Source organism: Mixta hanseatica, from assembly GCF_023517775.1.
Taxonomy (GTDB): Bacteria; Pseudomonadota; Gammaproteobacteria; order Enterobacterales; family Enterobacteriaceae; genus Mixta; species Mixta hanseatica.
This window is the reverse complement of the sequence record NZ_CP082904.1, coordinates 1,119,603-1,137,952: the sequence shown is the minus strand read 5'-3', so window position 1 is coordinate 1,137,952 and position 18,350 is coordinate 1,119,603. Positions and strand designations below refer to the sequence as shown.

The window sequence follows — 18,350 nt, the reverse complement described above, 5'->3', positions numbered from 1 at the left end:
AACGGCAAACGCTTATTTCATGCTGGCGTAGAGGGTGTCGACGTTATGTTTAAATGCCGCTTCATAGGAGGGAGCAGGACCATTATTTTCGCTAAGCGCTTCCGGATAGAGCTCGCCGCCCGGCTGCGCGCCGCTGGCCGCCGCAATCTGTTTCACCAGCCGCGGATCGGTCTGATTCTCAATAAAATAAGTTTTAATCTTTTCCTGTTTAATCTGCTGGATCAGGCTGCCCACTTCGCTGGCACTGGCCTCCGCTTCGGTGGAAAAGCCGACTGGCGCGAGGAAATGTACGCCATATTCCGCGCCGAAATAACCAAACGCATCGTGGCTGGTTAATACCTTACGTCGGCTTTCCGGCACGGCGGCGAAGGTCTGTTTCGCCCAGGCATCCAACGTCTCCAGCTTTTGAATATAGGCGTTGCCGCGCTGCTGGAAATAAGCTTTATCCTGCGGATCGGCGGCGATCAGCGCCTCCATTACGTTACGCGCGTAGATCGCGCCGTTTTTAGCGCTGTTCCAGGCGTGCGGATCGGTGACCTTCTGCCCCTCTTCCTCCATGCTGCGGGTGTTGATGCCCGCAGAGGCGGTAATCACCTTGCCCTGATAGCCAGACGCGGTTACCAGACGATCCATCCAGCCCTCCAGCCCCAGGCCGCTAACGAAGACCACGTCCGCCTTATTCAGCGCCAGGCTATCCCTCGGCGATGGCTGAAACGCATGCGGATCGCCGTTGCGGCCCACCAACGAAGTGACAGTAACGTGCTCGCCGCCCACCTGCTGGACGATATCCGCCAGCACCGAAAAACTGGCTACGGCGGTGACGGTTTTCGCCAGCAGCGCCGGGCTGACCATTAGCAACGACAGCGCAGAATATTTCCATCGCGTAGACTTCATCTTTTCCTCACCCTTTTACCCTGTTGTTCATTAAACGAAATACCCCTTTTTCCGCGCCAAACAGCACTGAAAACAAAAAGCCGAGGCTGGCAGTTAATACGATGGCCGGACCGGCCGGCAGCGACTGATACCAGGACCAGGTTAGCCCGATAAAGGAACTGGCCATGCCGATAGCCACCGCCAGCAGCAAAATAATGGGCAAGCGATTCGACCAGCAGCGCGCGGCAATAGCCGGCAGCATCATCAGCCCCACCGTCATCAGCGTGCCGAGGATTTGAAACCCGGCCACCAGATTCATCACCACCAGCGCCAGAAACAGCGCATGGATCAACCGCGGGGCCGATTTACTGCGCACCTGCAAAAAGGTCATATCAAAGGCTTCGGCCACGATAGCGCGATAGCCCGCCGCCAGCGCCAGCAGCGTCAGGCTGGCGATAACGCCGATAAAGGTCAGCGCCGTTTCGTCCACCGCCAGCAGCGAGCCAAACAGGAGATGCAACAGATCGACGCTGCTGCCGCGCAGCGAGACCAGCGTTACCCCCAGCGCCAGCGAGCCGAGATAAAAACCGGCGAAACTGGAATCTTCACGCAGCGTGGTTACCGAGCTCACCCAGCCCGCCAACAGCGCGACCAGCAAACCGGCAATAAAACCGCCCGCCCCCATCGCCAGCAGCGACATGCCGGACAGCAGATAGCCAACGGCTACGCCGGGCAATACCGCATGGGAAAGCGCATCGCCAATCAGGCTCATGCGCCGTAGCAGCAGGAATACGCCCAGCGGCGTGACGCTTAACGATAAGGCGAGGCAGGCCACCAGCGAGCGGCGCATAAAGCCAAATGCGCCAAAGGCCTCCAGAATATGCTGCGTCATGGATGGAAATCCTCCACGGCGCAGCGCACCAGCGAGGGCGGCCGTTCATCGCTTTGCAGCAGGATATCGGCGGTTTCTCCCCAGTGGTAATGCCCGTCATGCAGGTAAAGCAGCGCTGGAAAATGACGCTCCACTATCGGCCTGCTGTGCAAAACGGTCAGAATGGTTTTTCCCTGCGCATGCAGCCTGTCGATAACCCGCAGCAGAAAAGCGCTGGTCTGGCTGTCGATGCCGGTAAAAGGCTCGTCCAACAGCATTACTGGCGCATCCTGCACCAGCATGCGCGCGAACAACATGCGCTGAAACTGCCCGCCGGAAAGCTGATTAATCGCCCGGCCCGCCAAATCCTGCAACCCAACCTGCTCCAGCGCATCGTCAATTCGATTGCGCATGCGGCGGCCGATTCCGCTGAGCATGCCTTTTGCCGGCCAGCTTCCCATCGCCACCGCCTCTATTACCCGTAGCGGAAAGTGATGGTCGATTTCGCTTTGCTGCGGCAGCCAGGCAATCTGCTTAGCGTCCTGCTCAAGCCGCACTCCGCCGCTGATCGGCGGCAGCAAACCGGCGATGGTTTTAAGTAGCGTCGACTTACCCGCGCCGTTGACGCCCATAATGGCCGTCAGACTGCCGCGTCGGAACTGCCCGCTAATCGGCTGGCTTAGCGCCTGCCCGCGATAGCCGGTAACCAGATTCTCCAGGCTAATCATGCGAGGGCATCCGCCCAGTGAATAGCCGCCCACAGCGCCGCCAGCAACAGGCTGATATACAAAGCTCGGCTCAGCGCGGAATGAGTCAGTAGGGAAAAACCAGCGCGCTTGCGCAAGGAAAAGGACTTAGGCATAAATGGCTCGTTATCAGTGAGTAACGTTATCTGTAAAACAATCGCAGGCGGATAAAAGACGCAAAACGCGCGACAGGCACCAGTTTTTAATATGTTATAACATAACAAAAGGCAGCTGCAAAGATAACGAAACGGGCGTTTTGTTACTGGTGATGATCGAACGCGGAAAAGGAAAGAGGTGAAACGGGGCGCAGCGATTGTTCGCTGCGCCGGCGGAAATTAATACAGGGTATGTTCAGTACGGGCGATAATATCCTCCTGCGCATCAGGCGAGAGCGCGGTAAAGAAAGCAGAATAGCCTGCCACCCTGACCACCAAATCGCGATATTGATCCGGGCGCTTTTTCGCTGCAATCAGCGTTTCGCGGGAAACGATATTGTACTGAATATGCCAGCCCTGATGATCTTCGAAGAAGGTACGCAGCAGCGCCATCAGCTTCTGACGATCGTTATCATTATCCAGCGTTGCCGGATTCAGCTTCTGGTTAAGCAACACGCCGCCCAGAATCGAGCCGGTTGGCAGCTTGCCCACTGAGCCGATCACTGCGGTCGGCCCCAGATGGTCGGTGCCGGAAGCCGGGCTTGCCCCTTCTGCCAACGGCGTTTTCGCCTTACGTCCATCGGGCGTGGCCATGGTTTGCGCGCCAAACGGCACATTGGCGGAAATGGATGAGGTGCCCGCATAATAATTGCCGCCCACCGGACCGCGGCCATAGCGCGGGTTGTGGTAGTTTTTAATTTCGTCGATATAGGTTTGGTAGGCTCGCACCAGCAGCTCATCAACGCTATCGTCATCGTTGCCATATTTTGGCGCGCCGTTAATCAGGCGCTGGCGCAGCTGTTCATGGCTTAAGCCGTCAAAATCGCTGGCCAGCGCTTCCGCCAGCTGCTGCTGGCCGATAAAGCCCTGTTCAAAAACCAGCTTTTTCACCGCCGTCAGGCTGTTGCCGAGGTTAGCAATCCCTACCTGCAGGCCCGATACCCAGTCATATTTCGCCCCGCCCTGTTTGATGCTTTTTGCGCGCTCAATACAATCATCCACCAGCGCCGAGCACAGAATATCGTGGGCGTTCTCTTCCAGAACGGTATCCACAACATATTCAATTTCTATCGATTTGCGCGTGTAGTAGCGAATCTGCTTATCCCAGCACGCCAACACCTCATCAAAGCTGCTGAAATTGCCTTTTGACAACGCTTTCTCCTGCGGCAGAAAGACTTTACCGCTGGTGGCGTCACGCCCGCCCTCCAGCGCCGCCAGCATCACGCGCGCAAAGTTGATAAAACTCATGCCGGTGCAGCGATAGCCCCACTTGCCGCCCACCGCGGTTTCAATACAGCCGATAGCGGCGTACTGATACGCATCTTCCTCGGCGACACCTAATTTAATAAATTCGGGGATAACGATTTCATCATTATTAAAAGCGGGCATGCCAAAGCCGCAGCGGATCACCTGCACGCAGGCATCAAGGAAATCATCGCTGATGCCGGCGTGATAACGCACGCTCAGGTTCGGCTGCGTGGAGCGTAGGCGACCGCACGATTCCAGAATCACATATGACAGCGGGTTAACCGCGTCCACGTCTTTACCGTTAATCAGATTCTGGCCGCCAATGGTAACGTTCTGATAAAGCGGGCTGCCCGCTGACGCTTTTGAATGCGAGCCGGAGCGGATTTTATTTACTTCCAGCAGTTTCAGCCAGCAGCAATGCAGCAGCTCAATCGCCTGCTCGCGATCCAGCGTCTGCTCCAGTTCGACATCGCGGCGATAGAAAGGATAGAGATATTGATCCATGCGGCCAAAGGAGACCGAATGGCCATTTGATTCGATTTGCAGGATTAGCTGAATAAAGTAGCAAAGCTGTAAAGCCTGCCAGAAGTTCTGCGGTGGCTGATGGGCAATCACCTCGCAGTTTTCAGCAATTCGCAGCAGCTCGGCTCTGCGCGCGCCGCGACTTTCCTGTTCGGCCATCTGGCGCGCCAGCTGCGCGAAACGTTTGATATGATCGCTAACGCTTTCCAACACGATAGCGATCGCTTTCAGAAATTGCTCGCCATGCAGATCGTCCAGCACGGTAAGGTTAATGCGCGTACGGCGTTGCGCCACCTTCTCGCGCAGGCCATCCAGCCCTTTCTCCAGCAGCAGCGGATAATTTACCGCCAGATGCGCATCGCCGGAGGTCATATTGCCTTCGGCCTTAATGATGCCGGTAGCCAGCAGCGCCTGTTGTTCATCGGTAAACATGCCGTAGCAGCGATCCTGCACCGTCTGCCCACGCCACCACGGGCAGACCTCATGCAGCACGCGTTTGTTCTCTTCGGTGACGGAAAAACCGGCGCCGGGACGATCGGCAAGATCGTCGATCTCTTTTTCGATCCAGCTTACCGTGTATTCCGGAAAAATTGGTGCGGCGCGCACTTCGCTCGCCTGGTTGCCGACAATCAGCTCATCATGCTTAATCCAGATGCTGCGGTTCGCCAGGTGATGCGCCAACGCCAGCGCCCGACGCACCGGCACCGGCTTATCCATATTTTCCTGATAGATTTTGGTGTAGTGCTGCGCGCGTTCGGTGCACACCGGCGGCTTAACAATATGGATTAACGCTTGTTTATGGGCCTTGATACGTTCGCTCAGGGTATCGAGTTTCAGGGTTGTCATGTTCTTATCCTCTTAATGTCGCCGTCAGGCCTTTTTGTTTTGCCCAGGACTCGGCAAAAGTGAGTAGCTCCGGGCAGTCCAGCGGTTTATCCGGTGCCAGATAGGGCTGATGAAGCAGGGCATATTTGTTCATGCCCAGCGTGTGATAAGGCAGAAAATGAATCGCTTTGACGCCGAGTTCATCAGCGGCGAAATTGACGATATCAGTCACTGCCTGCGGATTGGCGTTAAACTCCGGGATTAGCGGCACCCGAATGGTGATGTTTTTACCTGCCGCCGCCAGACGGCGCAGGTTGTCCAGTACCCGTTTCGCCGAGCCGTCGGTCCACTGTTTAAAAATGCGTTCATCAACATGCTTTAGGTCGGCAAGAAACAGATCGATATCCGGCAGCGACGGCGCGACATAGCGCCAGGGCACATGCAGACAGGTTTCCACTGCGGTATGGATGCCCTCTTCTTTACACTGGCGAAACAGTCGGGCCGCCAGCTGCGGATTCATAAAGGGCTCGCCGCCGGAGAGCGTAACGCCGCCTGCGCTGCGTTGGTAAAAGGCCCGATCGCGCCTGACGACGGCCATAATTTCGGCGACCTCTTTTTCTTCGCCACATACGGTCAGCGCCCGCGTGGGACAGCAAGATTCCAGCGCGGTGATATGGTCAGGTTCGATTTTTTCGCGCAGGATAATTAAGCCGCTTAAGGTTTTCTGAATCACCGTGGGCGCGGCCTGCTGGCACAGGTCGCACGCCTCCAGACAGAGACGGGCGTCATATAACAAATCTTTCTGACGGGAACGACTTTCAGGATTTTGGCACCAGCGGCACCCCAGCGAGCAGCCTTTTAAAAACACCACGGTGCGGATGCCTGGGCCATCATGTGTGGAATAGCGCTGGATGTTAAAAATCATAAGGCCCCCTTGATTACGATTGAAGATTTAATAACTTTCGAAAGAAAGTCACGTTGACTTCGGTCAATAAAAAAGGTGACCCTGGCGATATACTCAGCGTAACTTGCTCAGCATCACGATTTATTAAGGAAACCCGATGGAACTCTATCTCGATACCTCTGATGTCGCGGCGGTCAGACGACTGGCGCCGATCTTGCCGTTGGCTGGCGTGACCACTAATCCCAGCATTATCGCCAGCGGTAAAAAACCGCTGACGGTCGTGCTGCCTGAGTTACAGGAAGCACTGGGCGGAGAAGGCCGCCTGTTTGCCCAGGTTATGGCGACAGAGGCCAGGCAGATGGTAGAAGAGGCAAAAAAATTGCGTGCCATTATCAGCGATCTGGTGGTTAAGGTGCCGGTTACGGCACAGGGGCTGATGGCGATTAAGTTGCTGAAAGCGGAAGGCATTCCCACCCTGGGCACAGCCGTGTATGGCGCTTCGCAGGGTCTGCTGGCGGCGCTGGCCGGGGCGGAATATATCGCGCCTTATGTGAACCGGCTTGATGCCCAGGGCGGCAACGGCATCCAGACGGTAAAAGAGTTACAGCAGTTGTTAAAAATGCATGCGCCTGCGACAAAAGTGCTGGCGGCCAGCTTTAAAACTCCTCGTCAGGCGCTGGATTGTCTGCTGACCGGCTGCGAAGCCATTACGCTGCCGCTGGATGTCGCAGAGCAGATGATAGCCAGCCCGGCAGTCAGCGCCGCGGTTGAAAAATTTGAGCATGACTGGCTGGCCGCTTTCGGCGTACCGGGCTTATAGACCTGGCCAGACCACTGGATCACACAAGATTTTTTCTCTCTGCGGCGTAGCGGTTACGCTGCAGTTCATTTTCGAATGAAAGTCACAAAAGCGTTAAATCGCACGCGCCTTCACACAATTGTGTTATCAACTCTGCTACATTTCTTTTACTGACTTACGAATGAAAGAAAAAATTCTTCATTCAATCAGCTAACCCTGACACTGAGCGGCGGAGAGTATGATGAGCACATCCTTTACTTCAGTAACCTTACCCGATGATTACAAAAAGAATATTGTTGAGATGAAACGCGCGATGCGTGCGCAGATTGGTGATGTTGATGGTTTATTTCGTCAAGTGTGCGACAAAATAGAGCGCGAGATTGCCGCAGCGCGCGCCGAAGAAAAGGCTAACGGCAGCGCCTGGCCGGAAGTGAGCTACGAAGATTTGGCCGCAGGCAAGGTTTCAGCCCAGCAAATTGCGCATATTAAACGTCGCGGCTGCCTGGTGGTGCGACAAACCTTCACCAGAGATCACGCGCTGGCGATGGATCAGTCGATGCTGGATTATCTGGATGAGAACCATTTCGATGAGGTTTATCGCGGACCGGGCGATAATTTCTTTGGCTCGCTGGAGGCCTCGCGTCCGGAAATTTATCCAATCTACTGGTCAAAGGCGCAAATGGAGGCGCGTCAGAGCCAACAAATGGCCACTACGCAGACCTTCCTTAACCGGCTGTGGACGTTTCAGCATCCAACCGGCGACAGGTTTAACCCAGAAGTGAATATTATCTATCCCGATCGTATTCGCCGCCGCCTGCCGGGCACCACTTCTAAAGGGCTTGGCGCTCACACCGATTCCGGTGCGCTGGAGCGCTGGTTGCTACCTGCCTACCAGAAAGTGTTCAGAAAAATATTCACCAACCGCTTTGCGGAATACGATCCGTGGGATGCGGCTTATCGCCCGGAGGTAAATGAATACGACGTGGATAACACCACTAAATGTTCAGCGTTTCGCACGTTTCAGGGCTGGACGGCCTTGTCGGATATGATTGTCGGACAAGGCCTACTGCATGTGGTGCCGGTACCAGAAGCGATGGCCTATGTGTTGCTGCGGCCTTTGCTGGATGATGTGCCGGAAGAGGAACTGTGCGGCGTGGCGCCAGGCAGAGTGTTGCCGGTATCAGAGAAATGGCATCCTCATCTGATCGCTGGGCTGTGCTCTATCCCGGCATTACAGGCGGGTGATTCGGTATGGTGGCACTGCGACGTTATCCATTCCGTGGCGCCGGTTGAAGATCAGCAGGGCTGGGGCAACGTGATGTATATTCCCGCCGCTCCGGCGTGCGCGAAAAATCTCGCCTATGCGCACAGCGTGCGTAAAGCGCTGGAACAAGGCGTCTCGCCGGCAGATTTCCCACGTGAAGATTACGAACAGGCGTGGGAAAACCGTTTCCAGCTAAGCGATTTGAATGTCAAAGGTCGCCGCAGCCTGGGCATGGAAGAAAACTAATCACCCGATTTATTTAATGCTTTTGCGAGGCCGAAAATCTAAACATCGATAACGCAGCTAAAGCGCAGGGGAACCCAGCCCAAATGCGATCCCCCCGCGCTTTTGATATACTCCTCCCCCCGGAACAGATGGCGAGACGTTAGATGAACGCAAGGCAATTACAGATAATTCAGTTGGTTAATGAGCGAGGAAGCGTTAGCGTCAGCGAACTGTCCCGTATTACGAAAGTGTCTGAAGTTACCGTTCGTCAGGATTTAAATTCGCTGGAAAAAAATAGCTATCTGAAACGGGTTCACGGCTCCGCCGTATCGATGGAGAGCGATAACGTTGAAGCACGGATGCAGTCGCGTTTCCCGCTAAAACAGAGCCTGGCGGAATATGCCGCCTCGCAGGTACATTCCGGTGAATCGGTATTTATTGAAGGGGGAAGCACCAATGCCCTGCTCGCCCGCTATCTTGCCAATGACGACAGCATTACCATCGTGACCGTAAGCCACTATATCGCCGGCTTACTAAAAGATTCGCGCTGCGAGGTTATCGTGCTGGGCGGTCTTTATCAGAAAAGCAGTGAATCGGTCGTCGGCCCGTTAACCCGCAGCTGTATTCAACAGGTGCATTTCCAGAAAGCCTTTATCGGCATTGATGGCTGGCACCCCGAAACCGGTTTTACCGGCAAAAATATGCTGCGCAGCGATATCGTTAACGCGGTGATGGCCAAAGATATCGAAACCTTCGCCCTTACTGACTCTTCAAAATTTGGTCTGATTCACCCTTATCCGCTCGCCCCGGAAAAAGCCTTCCGCCATGTTATTAGCGATCGGGGTTTATCGCCTGACTATCAATCTGTCCTGCAGCGGCAGCATATCAACGTGCATCTGGTTAAAGAAAAATAACTCAGGCCGCCAGATGCAATATGGGTTAACCCAGCGGCTGTCTGTGACGGACAACGTAATGCGGGATGAACCAGCGCCTGCGCTTTATAGCCAACATCATACCGGTTCACCCAGCGCCTGCGCTTTCAGGTAATGTTTCATCTTGTCATACTCGCTGCTGACATATCGCTCTGCGGCGCCCTGATCAACAATCGGCTCTACGCGTACCGCACAATATTTATACTCGGGCGTTTTGGTTATCGGGCTAAGGTTCTCGCTTACCAGTTCATTACAGGCGCCTATCCACCATTGGTAAGTCATGTAGACGGCCCCTTTGTTAGTCTGATCGCTAACCTGAGCACGGCTAATTATCTTTCCTTTACGTGAAACGATCCATACCAGTGCCCGATCCTTAATGCCCAGCTGCTCGGCATCTTCGCTATTGATCTGCACATAGCCCGGCTCATCCGCCAGCGCGACCAGCGCCGCGCAGTTGCCGGTCATTGAACGACAGGAGTAGTGCCCTACCTCACGTACCGTAGAAAGCACCATCGGGTAGTCGTGGTTAATTTTATCCTGAGGAGCAAGCCATTCGCAGGCAAAGAACTGCGCCAGGCCATTCGGCGTGGTGAACTTATCTTTAAATAACCAGGAGGTGCCCTGGTCGGCATCAGACTCATCGCGGCACGGCCACTGGATGTAGCCCAGCTCGCCCATTTTTTCATAGGTGGCGCCGTAAAAGTCCGGGCAGAGATGACGCATCTCATCCCAGATTTCCTGCGTATTGTTGTAGTGCATCGGATAGCCCATACGCGTCGCGATCGCACTAATAATCTGCCAGTCCGTTTTTAGATCCCACTGCGGTTCCACCGCCTTGAAAAAACGCTGAAATCCGCGATCGGCAGCGGTATAAACCCCTTCATGCTCGCCCCATGAGGTCGAGGGCAGAATAACGTCAGCCGCCGCCGCCGTTTTGGTCATGAAGATATCCTGTACAATAACCAGCTCCAGATCGCTAAGGGCGGTGCGAACCGCTGCCAGCTCCGCGTCAGTCTGTAATGGGTCTTCGCCCATAATGTAAGCCGCGCGCACCTCACCTTGTGCCGCCCGGTGCGGCAGCTCGCTGATACAGTAGCCTGGGTGCGCCGGCAGGCTTTCTACTCCCCATGCGCGGGCAAATTTTTCACGGTTGGCCGCCTCATTAACCGACTGGTAGCCCGGATAGGTATTCGGCAATACGCCCATATCGCAGGCGCCCTGCACGTTGTTTTGCCCACGCACCGGGCCTACGCCTACGTGGGGCTTGCCAAGGTTACCGGTAAGCATAGCCAGACTGGTAAGCGCCCGGACGGTTTCCACGCCCTGATAGAACTGGGTAACGCCCATGCCCCACAGAATGGTTGCCGTTTTTGCCGTGGCATAGAGCCGCGCGCAGCGGCGAATCTCCTGCGCGCTAACGCCTGTTATTTTCTCTACCGACTCCGGCGTGTAACCGGCAACGAGGTTACGGTACTCGTCAAAGCCTTCGGAACGCGCAGCCACAAAAGTTTTGTCATACAAATCTTCCGCAATGATCACCTGCGCAATGGCATTAAGCAGCGCGATGTTGGAACCATTACGTAGCGCAATATACATGTCGGCAATCTTTGCGGTTTCAATTTTGCGCGGATCGCAAACGACAATTTTTGCCCCGTTACGTTTAGCGTTAATAATATGATTAGCTACGATGGGGTGCGAGTCGGCGGGATTGTAGCCAAAAATAAACACCAAATCCGTACGATCGATTTCCGTTATCGCATTGCTCATCGCCCCGTTACCAATCGATTTTTGTAAACCGGCAACCGACGGGCTGTGGCAGGCGCGTGCGCAGCAATCCACATTGTTGGTGCCGATAACGGCGCGGGTGAATTTTTGCATAACGTAATTGGTTTCATTGCCGGTTCCGCGTGAAGAACCGGTGGTCTGAATGGCGTCGGGGCCATATTTTTTCTTAATCGCATCCAGACGCCCGGCAACATAATCCAGCGCCTCCTCCCAGTCGACCGCTTCCAGCGGGCCGCCGCGCTGACGACGTATCATCGGCGTTCTCAGGCGCGGCGTAAGCAGTTGCGTGTCATGAATAAAATCCCAGCCGTAATAGCCTTTCAGGCAAAGCGTGCCCTGGTTATTTTTCCCCATTGCCGCTTCAGCGCGAATAATTTTACCCTCATCAACCACCAGCTTCAGCTTGCAGCCCGATGCGCAGTAAGGACATACCGTAGTTATTTTTTTCATCAAGAGGCTCCGTCTCACATACCAGTTTAAAACAGCAGCAGATAGTTAAAGCGCTGACCGATCCCCAGCGCGATAGCGTTCTGTACTGCCGGTAACGACAGCAGAAGCAGCCATACCAACGCCAACAGAATACGTGACAGCATGGCTACCCCCGGTTTTTCAACTGCGCCTGTTCTTTTTGCACCTTACGCAGCAGCAACCACATACGCACGGTGCGTACCGCCACGTTACGCGCGGCAGCGCTGGGCGGAAGCGGATCGGGAGTGAGCATCTCGCTGGCGACTTTCGGATGAACGGTGCCGTTAAGAGTCAGGTTCGCGACGATAGCGACCAGCGTGCCGATAGTGATACCGCTGTGCATAAACAGCTGCAGCATAGAGGGAAATTGTGTGAAGAGGCCGGGAACCAGCACCGGCATCATGCCCAATCCTAAAGTCAGGGCCACCACCAGACCATTATTATTATTACGATAATCCACCTGACCCAGGGTGCGGATGCCTGACACGGCCACCATGCCAAACATAACGATACCCGCGCCGCCCAGCACCGGTTTCGGGATCAAAACCACCAGCGCCGCCATTTTAGCGAACACGCCCATTAGTATCAGGATCAGGCCGGACAGAGAGACCACAAAACGGCTGCGTACGCCGGTTAACCCAATCAACCCGACGTTTTGCGCAAAAGCGGAGTAAGGAAAGAGATTGAAAAAGCCGCAAATAAGGGTAGCCAGCCCGCAGGTATTGAGACCGTTGCGCAGCATCAGGGCATCCACTTTTTTACCTACGATATCGCCGGTTGCCATCAATGAAGACATGGTTTCAACCATCACCACCACCATTACCATCGAAAGCAGCGCGACCGGCAGAAGATGGAACTCAGGCCGGGCGAAGTGCAGTACCTGCGGCAAGTGAAACCAGGCGGTACTGTGCACCAGGTTAAAATTGAGCGGAGTAAAGATGTTCCAAATCACCGTACCGGTTACCAGGCCGATCAGGACGGCAATATTTTTAATCATGCCGGAAGCAAAGGTATAAAGATTAAGGATGATAGTCAGCGTTATCGCCGCCATCAGCAAAGAGAGCAAATTGCCAAAATCATTCATTTCGCTACTGCCACCGCCAACCCAGGCGCCGGCCACCGGCATAATCGACAGACCGATCAGCGTCACGATGGAGCCCATGACCACCTTGGGGAAAAAGCGGATTAAGCGGCTTATCCACGGGGCGCAAAAAAGAATGAAAACCCCCGCCACCATTACCGCCCCGGATATTGCCCCCAGTCCATACTCTTTACCGATCAGCACCATCGGGATCAGAGCGGCAAAAGTACAGCCCTGAATCAGCGGCAGTTTACAGCCCAGCCAGCGGCCGACGCCCAGCGACTGTACCAGGGTGGCCGCGCCACAGATAAATAAATCGGCGCTAATCAACAGGATAATATGCTGTTCGGGCAGCCCTACGGCGCTGCCTATCACCAGCGGAACCGCTACCGCGCCGGCATACATCACCAGCACATGTTGCAGCCCATACAGAAACATCTGCGTAATGGGCAAAACCTCATCTACGGGCGTCTGCGATAGTTGCGGACGTAAGGCAGATCGAGCGGATTCTTTCATAAGCCAGTTCTCTTGTGTACGGCTCCCTGAACGCCATTGCCGGGAGCTACGATTCGAAGGCTTTCGCCTCCCTGGCCTGATGTCGCCATCAGGATATTGCGCGCATAATGGTTAATGCGTAAGACATGCCAGAATTGGTCAAAACCAGGCGGGAAGAAAAGTATCTGTGAAAGCCGTCACGGGTTAGCGCAAAAACCACCCACCTCAAAAACATCAGCGGCGGCACGCCAACGCCCTTTTTCAATTCTGTTGGCAAAGCGGCGCTGGCAGCACCTCGATCTTTTCTCACTTTGAGACGAGGCCTCTCATTCCGGAACATTTCAGGCAAGCGCGATAAGGCTACACAACATAAGTTTCAGAAGGTCAGGCACGCTAAATATCAGTGCTATAAGACACTGGATCGCAAGGTGAGAAGTGAGTTAGCAGAAGAGATCGAGCGAAGAGAAACCGCGGCGTCAGGCAGGGATTTCTGACGCCGTGGGACACACTTACAAAGCGGCCATTCGTCGCCACATTTTTTGCGCCACGATACGCGCTTTTTCATAAAGCGGCGCCACCTCCAGCACAAAGGCTTTATCCTGATAAACGGCGCGCCCGGCAACAAAAACGCTGTCAACGGCGCCGCTGCTCATGCCAAATGCCAGATGTCCGGCAAGATTATCCGCACACAGCGGCGTTGGGGCGGCATAGTCGAATATAGTCAGATCGGCAGTGTACCCGGCAGCCAGACGGCCAAAAGGCTGACCGAAGTTACGCTCAAGCAACAGGTTGCCGTTATACAGCATTTGCAAAAATTTATCGGTGCCCGCCAGGCCGCCCGCATCGCGGTGTTTAAACCAGGCGAATTTCAGCTCCTCCAGCATGTCGGAACCGATGCCGTCCGTGCCCAGCGCTGCCCATTTCACGGCGGGCAGCTGCGCATTGTAGCCAACGTGATTGTTCATATTAGAACGGGCGTTATGCACCAAAAACGCATTGCGTTGGTTTAGCAGCTCAATTTCCTGCGGTGCCAGCCAAAGCCCATGGGCAATCAGCGTTTTTTCACCGAGCAGACCGAACTTATCCAGGCGAACCAGTGGATCCAGACCATATTTATCGTGGCTGTGAGAGACATCGTAGCGGTCTTCGGCAACGTGGATATGCAGCCCTCGTCCGGTTTCTGCGCAGGCGGCGGCGAGATGCTCCAGCCCAATATCCGGCACGGTGAAAGGCGCATGCGCCCCTATATGCGCTTCAACCAGATACTGCTGTGGATGTTGCCGTTTTTCCCTGTCGATCAGCTGCGCGAATGCGCTGTTTTCTTTGATGCCCGCCAGCAGCTCCGCCTGCCCGCCGTTGCGATCGGTGGTTTCAAAACAGGTCATACCGCGTAGGCCGACATGCATAAAGGCCTCGCGCAGTACCGCCAGCGACCCCTGAATAAAAGCTGGCGAAGCGTGGTGATCGATCACCGCAGTACAGCCGTTTTTGATCGCCTCCAGCGAACAGATGACCCCGCTGTAATAGAGCGACTCTTCATCCAGCGCGCGATCGAGGCGCCACCAAAGGTTTTTCAGGGTGGAGATAAAATCCGGACACGGCCCAATCGGCGCCATCACACCACGCGACAGCCCTGAATAGAAATGATTATGCGCGCAAACCAGCCCAGGCATCACCAGCTTGCCGTTCATCTCTTTGACCTGGGCCTGCGGATAGAGAGAAGAAAGGTTTTCGCCCTGCGCCACGATTTTATCATCAGCGATGACGATATCCGTTGCGTGAGTGACCGTGGCGGGAAACAGCTCGACGGCGGTACAATTTTTAAGTAGCAGCATGTTATTCCTCCACGGCGCCTAACAGGTAAGCGTGATGCTGACGGGTATAATCGATAATCGCCGCCATTTCGCTCAGCGTTTCCGGCAGATCGACGATGCGGCGCTGTTTATCCAGCTTCAGTTGCCATATTTTCCCGGCCTGCCGAATACGTATCTCTTCCCGGCCCAGCAGGAAGCCGGGGTTGCTGCTGTTATTAAAATCCTGAGGAAGGCTGAACAGCGTGATTTTGTCGGTATAGGGTTTGCCTTGCCATGGACAGAACTGCGCGCAGTTGCCGCACTCATTACACAGGGCATCCAGGTGCAGGATCTGTTGACGGCTGCGGAAGCCGGGTACGGCGATCGCGACATTTGCCCGGTTCGGACAGACATCAACGCATTTACTGCACACATAGTTGCAGGAGAGACAGCGTTCAGCCTCCTGACGGGCGAACGCATCAGGCGCATCAGCAGTGATCTGGCGTAGCGCAATGCGCCCTTTGCGGGCGTAAATAGCACGCGGATCGGTATTCAGATGATAAGCCGGCGACGCGCCGCTGCGGATATTTTCACGCGTCAGGATCGCGTCACAGGCTTTACGCGCACCGCCGATAGCCGCCACGATCGAGGCCGGGCCGCTCTGTACGTCGCCCATCAGAAAGACATTCTCTACGGCGGTTTCCAGCGTTTCCGGATTAACCGCCACTATCCCGTCCGGTCCCGGCGTCAAACCAAACTGCTGTAAAAGCTGTTGGTCATTTTTTTCCCCGGTGGCGGTAATTAAGGCATCAAAATGCTGCGTCAGTATCCGATCGGTGGCGACGGGACGCCGGCGCCCATCCTCGCCCGGCTCGCCTGGCTGCATTACCCGCAGCCGCAACGATCCATCCGGCTCATAGCGTTCCGGATTAACCAACGTCATAAAGATGGCGCCCTCGGCTCTGGCTTCAGCGATCTCTTCAGGCCAGGCGGGCATATCCTCTTCCTGACGGCGATAAATGATGGTCACGCTATGCACGCCATCAAGCCGCAGCGCGGCGCGGGCGCAGTCCATGGCGGTATTCCCCGCTCCGACCACGGCGATATCACCATGCAGCGAAACCCGGTTCTGATTAAACTGGCGCAGAAAATGAAATGCGGGCAGGACGCCAGAATTGCTGCCCTCCAGCCGTAACCGATTGCTGCTGCCGGCACCGGTACCGATGCAAATATAGTGGAACCCCTGCTGTTTTAGCGCGGCGGGCGTGATCCCTTCCCGACAGCCATAAACAAACTTTACGCCGTGGTCGGCGATAAAATCGATATCCTGCTGCACCAGTTCTGCGGGAATGCGGAAGCGAGGCACGATATTTCTCACCACGCCGCCGGCATTAGCTTCGCGTTCAAACAGCGTGACCGGATGTCCGGCACGCGCCAGGAAATAGCCCGCCGCGAGACCGGCAGGCCCGGCGCCGATCACCGCGACCGGATGTTTTTCGCCCGATCCGGCAGGTTTATGCCAGCGCTGGCGGTAGTCCTCCCAGCCCTTTTCACGTACGATCTTTTTGATTTGACGAATGTTAAGCGCATTGTCGTAATCCAGGCGGGTACAGTTGTACTGACACTGATGATCGCAGATATGCCCGGTAATTGAAGGCAGCGCATTGCGTTGATAAATTAACGACAGCGCATCGACATAGCGCCCCTCTCCGGCCAGCCGCAGATATTCCGGAATATCCTGTTTAATCGCGCAGGCGGTAACGCAGGGCGCGATATAGCAGTCGGTCAGCGGCAGCGGCCCGCCCGCGTCAATCTCCGCTTTGCCTTTCCAACTTTTCTGCGTCCATTCCGCCTCCAGCGCCAGGCTGGCCAGCGCGTTAAGCCGTTCAACATCGATATTGCGATCCTGGCGCGGCGCGCAGTTATCCAGCAGCCGGGCACAGGCCGCCATACGTAAATAGCCGCCCGGCTTCAGCAGATCGGTCGCCATGGTGATGGGCTGAATGCCGGTGGCGAAAATATCGCCGATGTTGTACTGGCTGGCACCGCCTGAATAAGAGATGGGCAACTGGCCGTGAAAATGACGTGAGAGCAGCGCGGCCACGTTGATTGATAACGGAAATAAGGCCCGCCCGGACATATACATCTCCTCGCCGGGCAGACGTTTTTTATGGTTACGGGTTCCCAAAGTGTTGGTGAGCTTCACGCCGAAGCTGAGCTGTTTCTCTTTTGCCAGCGCCACCAGCCGCTCCAGCATCTCCAGCGCCTGTGCCAGCTGGAGATCGTGGCTGAAGGCCTCTTCATCCAGCTCAATATAGTTAAAGCCGTTGCCATCAAGAATGCGGCGCACTTCGCCATAGCCCAGCAGTGTGGGATTGAGCTTGACGAAGGTATGAAGCTTTTTTTCCGTCAGCATATAGCGGCAAATGGATTCGATTTCATCCGGCGGGCAGCCATGCATAGTAGAGAGCGTAACGCTGCGCACCAGCTGTGGATGAATCGTTTTCGCCAGCTGATTCAGAACAGCTGGCGTGGCTTTCGCTAATAAGCGCCAGCCGCCATGCTGAATAAACTGCGCCAGTTCCTGACGGTAACGGTTAAATTTTTCATTTTTCCCGGCATCCAGCATTTCATCGATGAACTTCTGCATCGGCGGCTGCGTGATGCCTTTAAGATCGTACCCTACGCTCATATTGAAAATAAAAGAGCGGCCCTGACCGGGATGACGCGGCGATAGCAGCGCTTCCAGCAGCCAGAGCGCAAACCAGGCTTTAAGATATTCATCCCACGCTTTCGCCAGGGTAAATTCTGTAGACCACTCCGTATTAAATGCCTCATCGCTGGAATCGATACAGGGTTTCTCCAGCTCCAGCCGGTCAAGGATTTGTACCGTTTTTAGCTCAATAAAGCTGCCGCCGGTCAGCCAGGCGACAATGATATTGGGCGCCAGCTGCGTATGTGGCCCTGCCGCCGGGCCAATCGCCGTATCACAGGTTTCGCCGAACAGCGAAATCTGCCTTTCCGGGTTACGAACATAAAACTCGCTTTCGGGAATGCCGAAAATGCTTTGTTCCTCTTCATATTCGGCACAGATGCGCGTCAGAAGCTCACGAAAGGGAACAGGACGCATAATGTCAGCCATACATTGCTCCTTGCTGAAATTTATTGTGTTTTACCCGCCCGCTGCGCCATATCAGTTTCGTTCGCGCAGGCCGTGTCCCTATAAAGCAATTACCAGACCACTCCGCCCGCATGGGCGTATTTGGGCGTGGAGAGTGATCGGTTTCTCATTCTGTGACGCGGAATCGCCGTCCAAAATGTCAGAGTGATTCTTTGTTTCTCACTATGAGAAAAAGTTGGCTCG

The 18,350-nt window shown here is 55.1% G+C and carries 12 protein-coding genes; 3 read left to right on the top strand and 9 right to left on the bottom strand.

Annotated elements, in window-relative coordinates:
* Positions 1-12 precede the first annotated feature (12 nt).
* From K6958_RS05415 to K6958_RS05395, 5 genes are all read right to left on the bottom strand, one after another.
* Positions 13-894 (bottom strand): metal ABC transporter substrate-binding protein, encoded by an 882-nt coding sequence (locus K6958_RS05415; protein WP_249893702.1) that lies wholly within the window; start codon positions 892-894, stop codon positions 13-15.
* 7 nt (positions 895-901) lie between these two features.
* The gene (locus tag K6958_RS05410) at positions 902-1,765 is read right to left on the bottom strand and encodes a metal ABC transporter permease (protein WP_249893701.1); all 864 of its coding nucleotides are present in this window, start codon (positions 1,763-1,765) and stop codon (positions 902-904) included.
* Positions 1,762-2,472 (bottom strand): metal ABC transporter ATP-binding protein, encoded by a 711-nt coding sequence (locus K6958_RS05405; protein WP_249893700.1) that lies wholly within the window; start codon positions 2,470-2,472, stop codon positions 1,762-1,764. The genes K6958_RS05410 and K6958_RS05405 overlap by 4 nt, the downstream gene beginning before the upstream one ends.
* A 353-nt stretch (positions 2,473-2,825) precedes the next feature.
* Complete coding sequence (locus K6958_RS05400) at positions 2,826-5,261, bottom strand: formate C-acetyltransferase/glycerol dehydratase family glycyl radical enzyme (RefSeq protein ID WP_249893699.1); 2,436 nt, start codon at positions 5,259-5,261, stop codon at positions 2,826-2,828.
* Between the two features lie 4 nt (positions 5,262-5,265).
* On the bottom strand, positions 5,266-6,165 hold the full coding sequence (locus K6958_RS05395) for a glycyl-radical enzyme activating protein (protein ID WP_249893698.1): 900 nt from the start codon (positions 6,163-6,165) through the stop codon (positions 5,266-5,268).
* 136 nt (positions 6,166-6,301) lie between these two features.
* On the opposite strand from K6958_RS05395, the gene fsa reads away from it, so the two are divergent.
* The 3 genes from fsa (at position 6,302) to K6958_RS05380 (ending at position 9,346) form a co-directional block, all read left to right on the top strand.
* Positions 6,302-6,964: a fructose-6-phosphate aldolase gene (fsa, locus tag K6958_RS05390; RefSeq protein WP_249893697.1), complete on the top strand. Its 663-nt coding sequence runs from the start codon at positions 6,302-6,304 to the stop codon at positions 6,962-6,964.
* Positions 6,965-7,184: 220 nt separating this feature from the next.
* Complete coding sequence (locus K6958_RS05385; RefSeq protein ID WP_249894602.1) at positions 7,185-8,453, top strand: DUF1479 domain-containing protein; 1,269 nt, start codon at positions 7,185-7,187, stop codon at positions 8,451-8,453.
* A 143-nt stretch (positions 8,454-8,596) separates the two neighbouring features.
* A complete protein-coding gene (locus K6958_RS05380) occupies positions 8,597-9,346 on the top strand; it encodes a DeoR/GlpR family DNA-binding transcription regulator (RefSeq protein WP_249893696.1) in 750 nt (249 codons plus the stop codon).
* Positions 9,347-9,442: 96 nt separating this feature from the next.
* Here K6958_RS05380 and fdhF read toward each other — a convergent pair whose 3' ends face one another.
* The 4 genes from fdhF to ygfK all read right to left on the bottom strand — a co-directional run bounded on the left by fdhF (position 9,443) and on the right by ygfK (position 18,128).
* Complete coding sequence (gene fdhF, locus K6958_RS05375; RefSeq protein WP_249893695.1) at positions 9,443-11,599, bottom strand: formate dehydrogenase subunit alpha; 2,157 nt, start codon at positions 11,597-11,599, stop codon at positions 9,443-9,445.
* A 145-nt stretch (positions 11,600-11,744) separates the two neighbouring features.
* On the bottom strand, positions 11,745-13,214 hold the full coding sequence (locus K6958_RS05370) for a nucleobase:cation symporter-2 family protein (RefSeq protein ID WP_249893694.1): 1,470 nt from the start codon (positions 13,212-13,214) through the stop codon (positions 11,745-11,747).
* A gap of 488 nt (positions 13,215-13,702) precedes the next feature.
* Entirely contained in the window at positions 13,703-15,028 is a 1,326-nt protein-coding gene (ssnA, locus tag K6958_RS05365; protein ID WP_249893693.1) for a putative aminohydrolase SsnA, read from the bottom strand.
* A 1-nt stretch (position 15,029) separates the two neighbouring features.
* A complete protein-coding gene (gene ygfK, locus K6958_RS05360; protein ID WP_249893692.1) occupies positions 15,030-18,128 on the bottom strand; it encodes a putative selenate reductase subunit YgfK in 3,099 nt (1,032 codons plus the stop codon).
* Positions 18,129-18,350 lie beyond the last annotated feature (222 nt).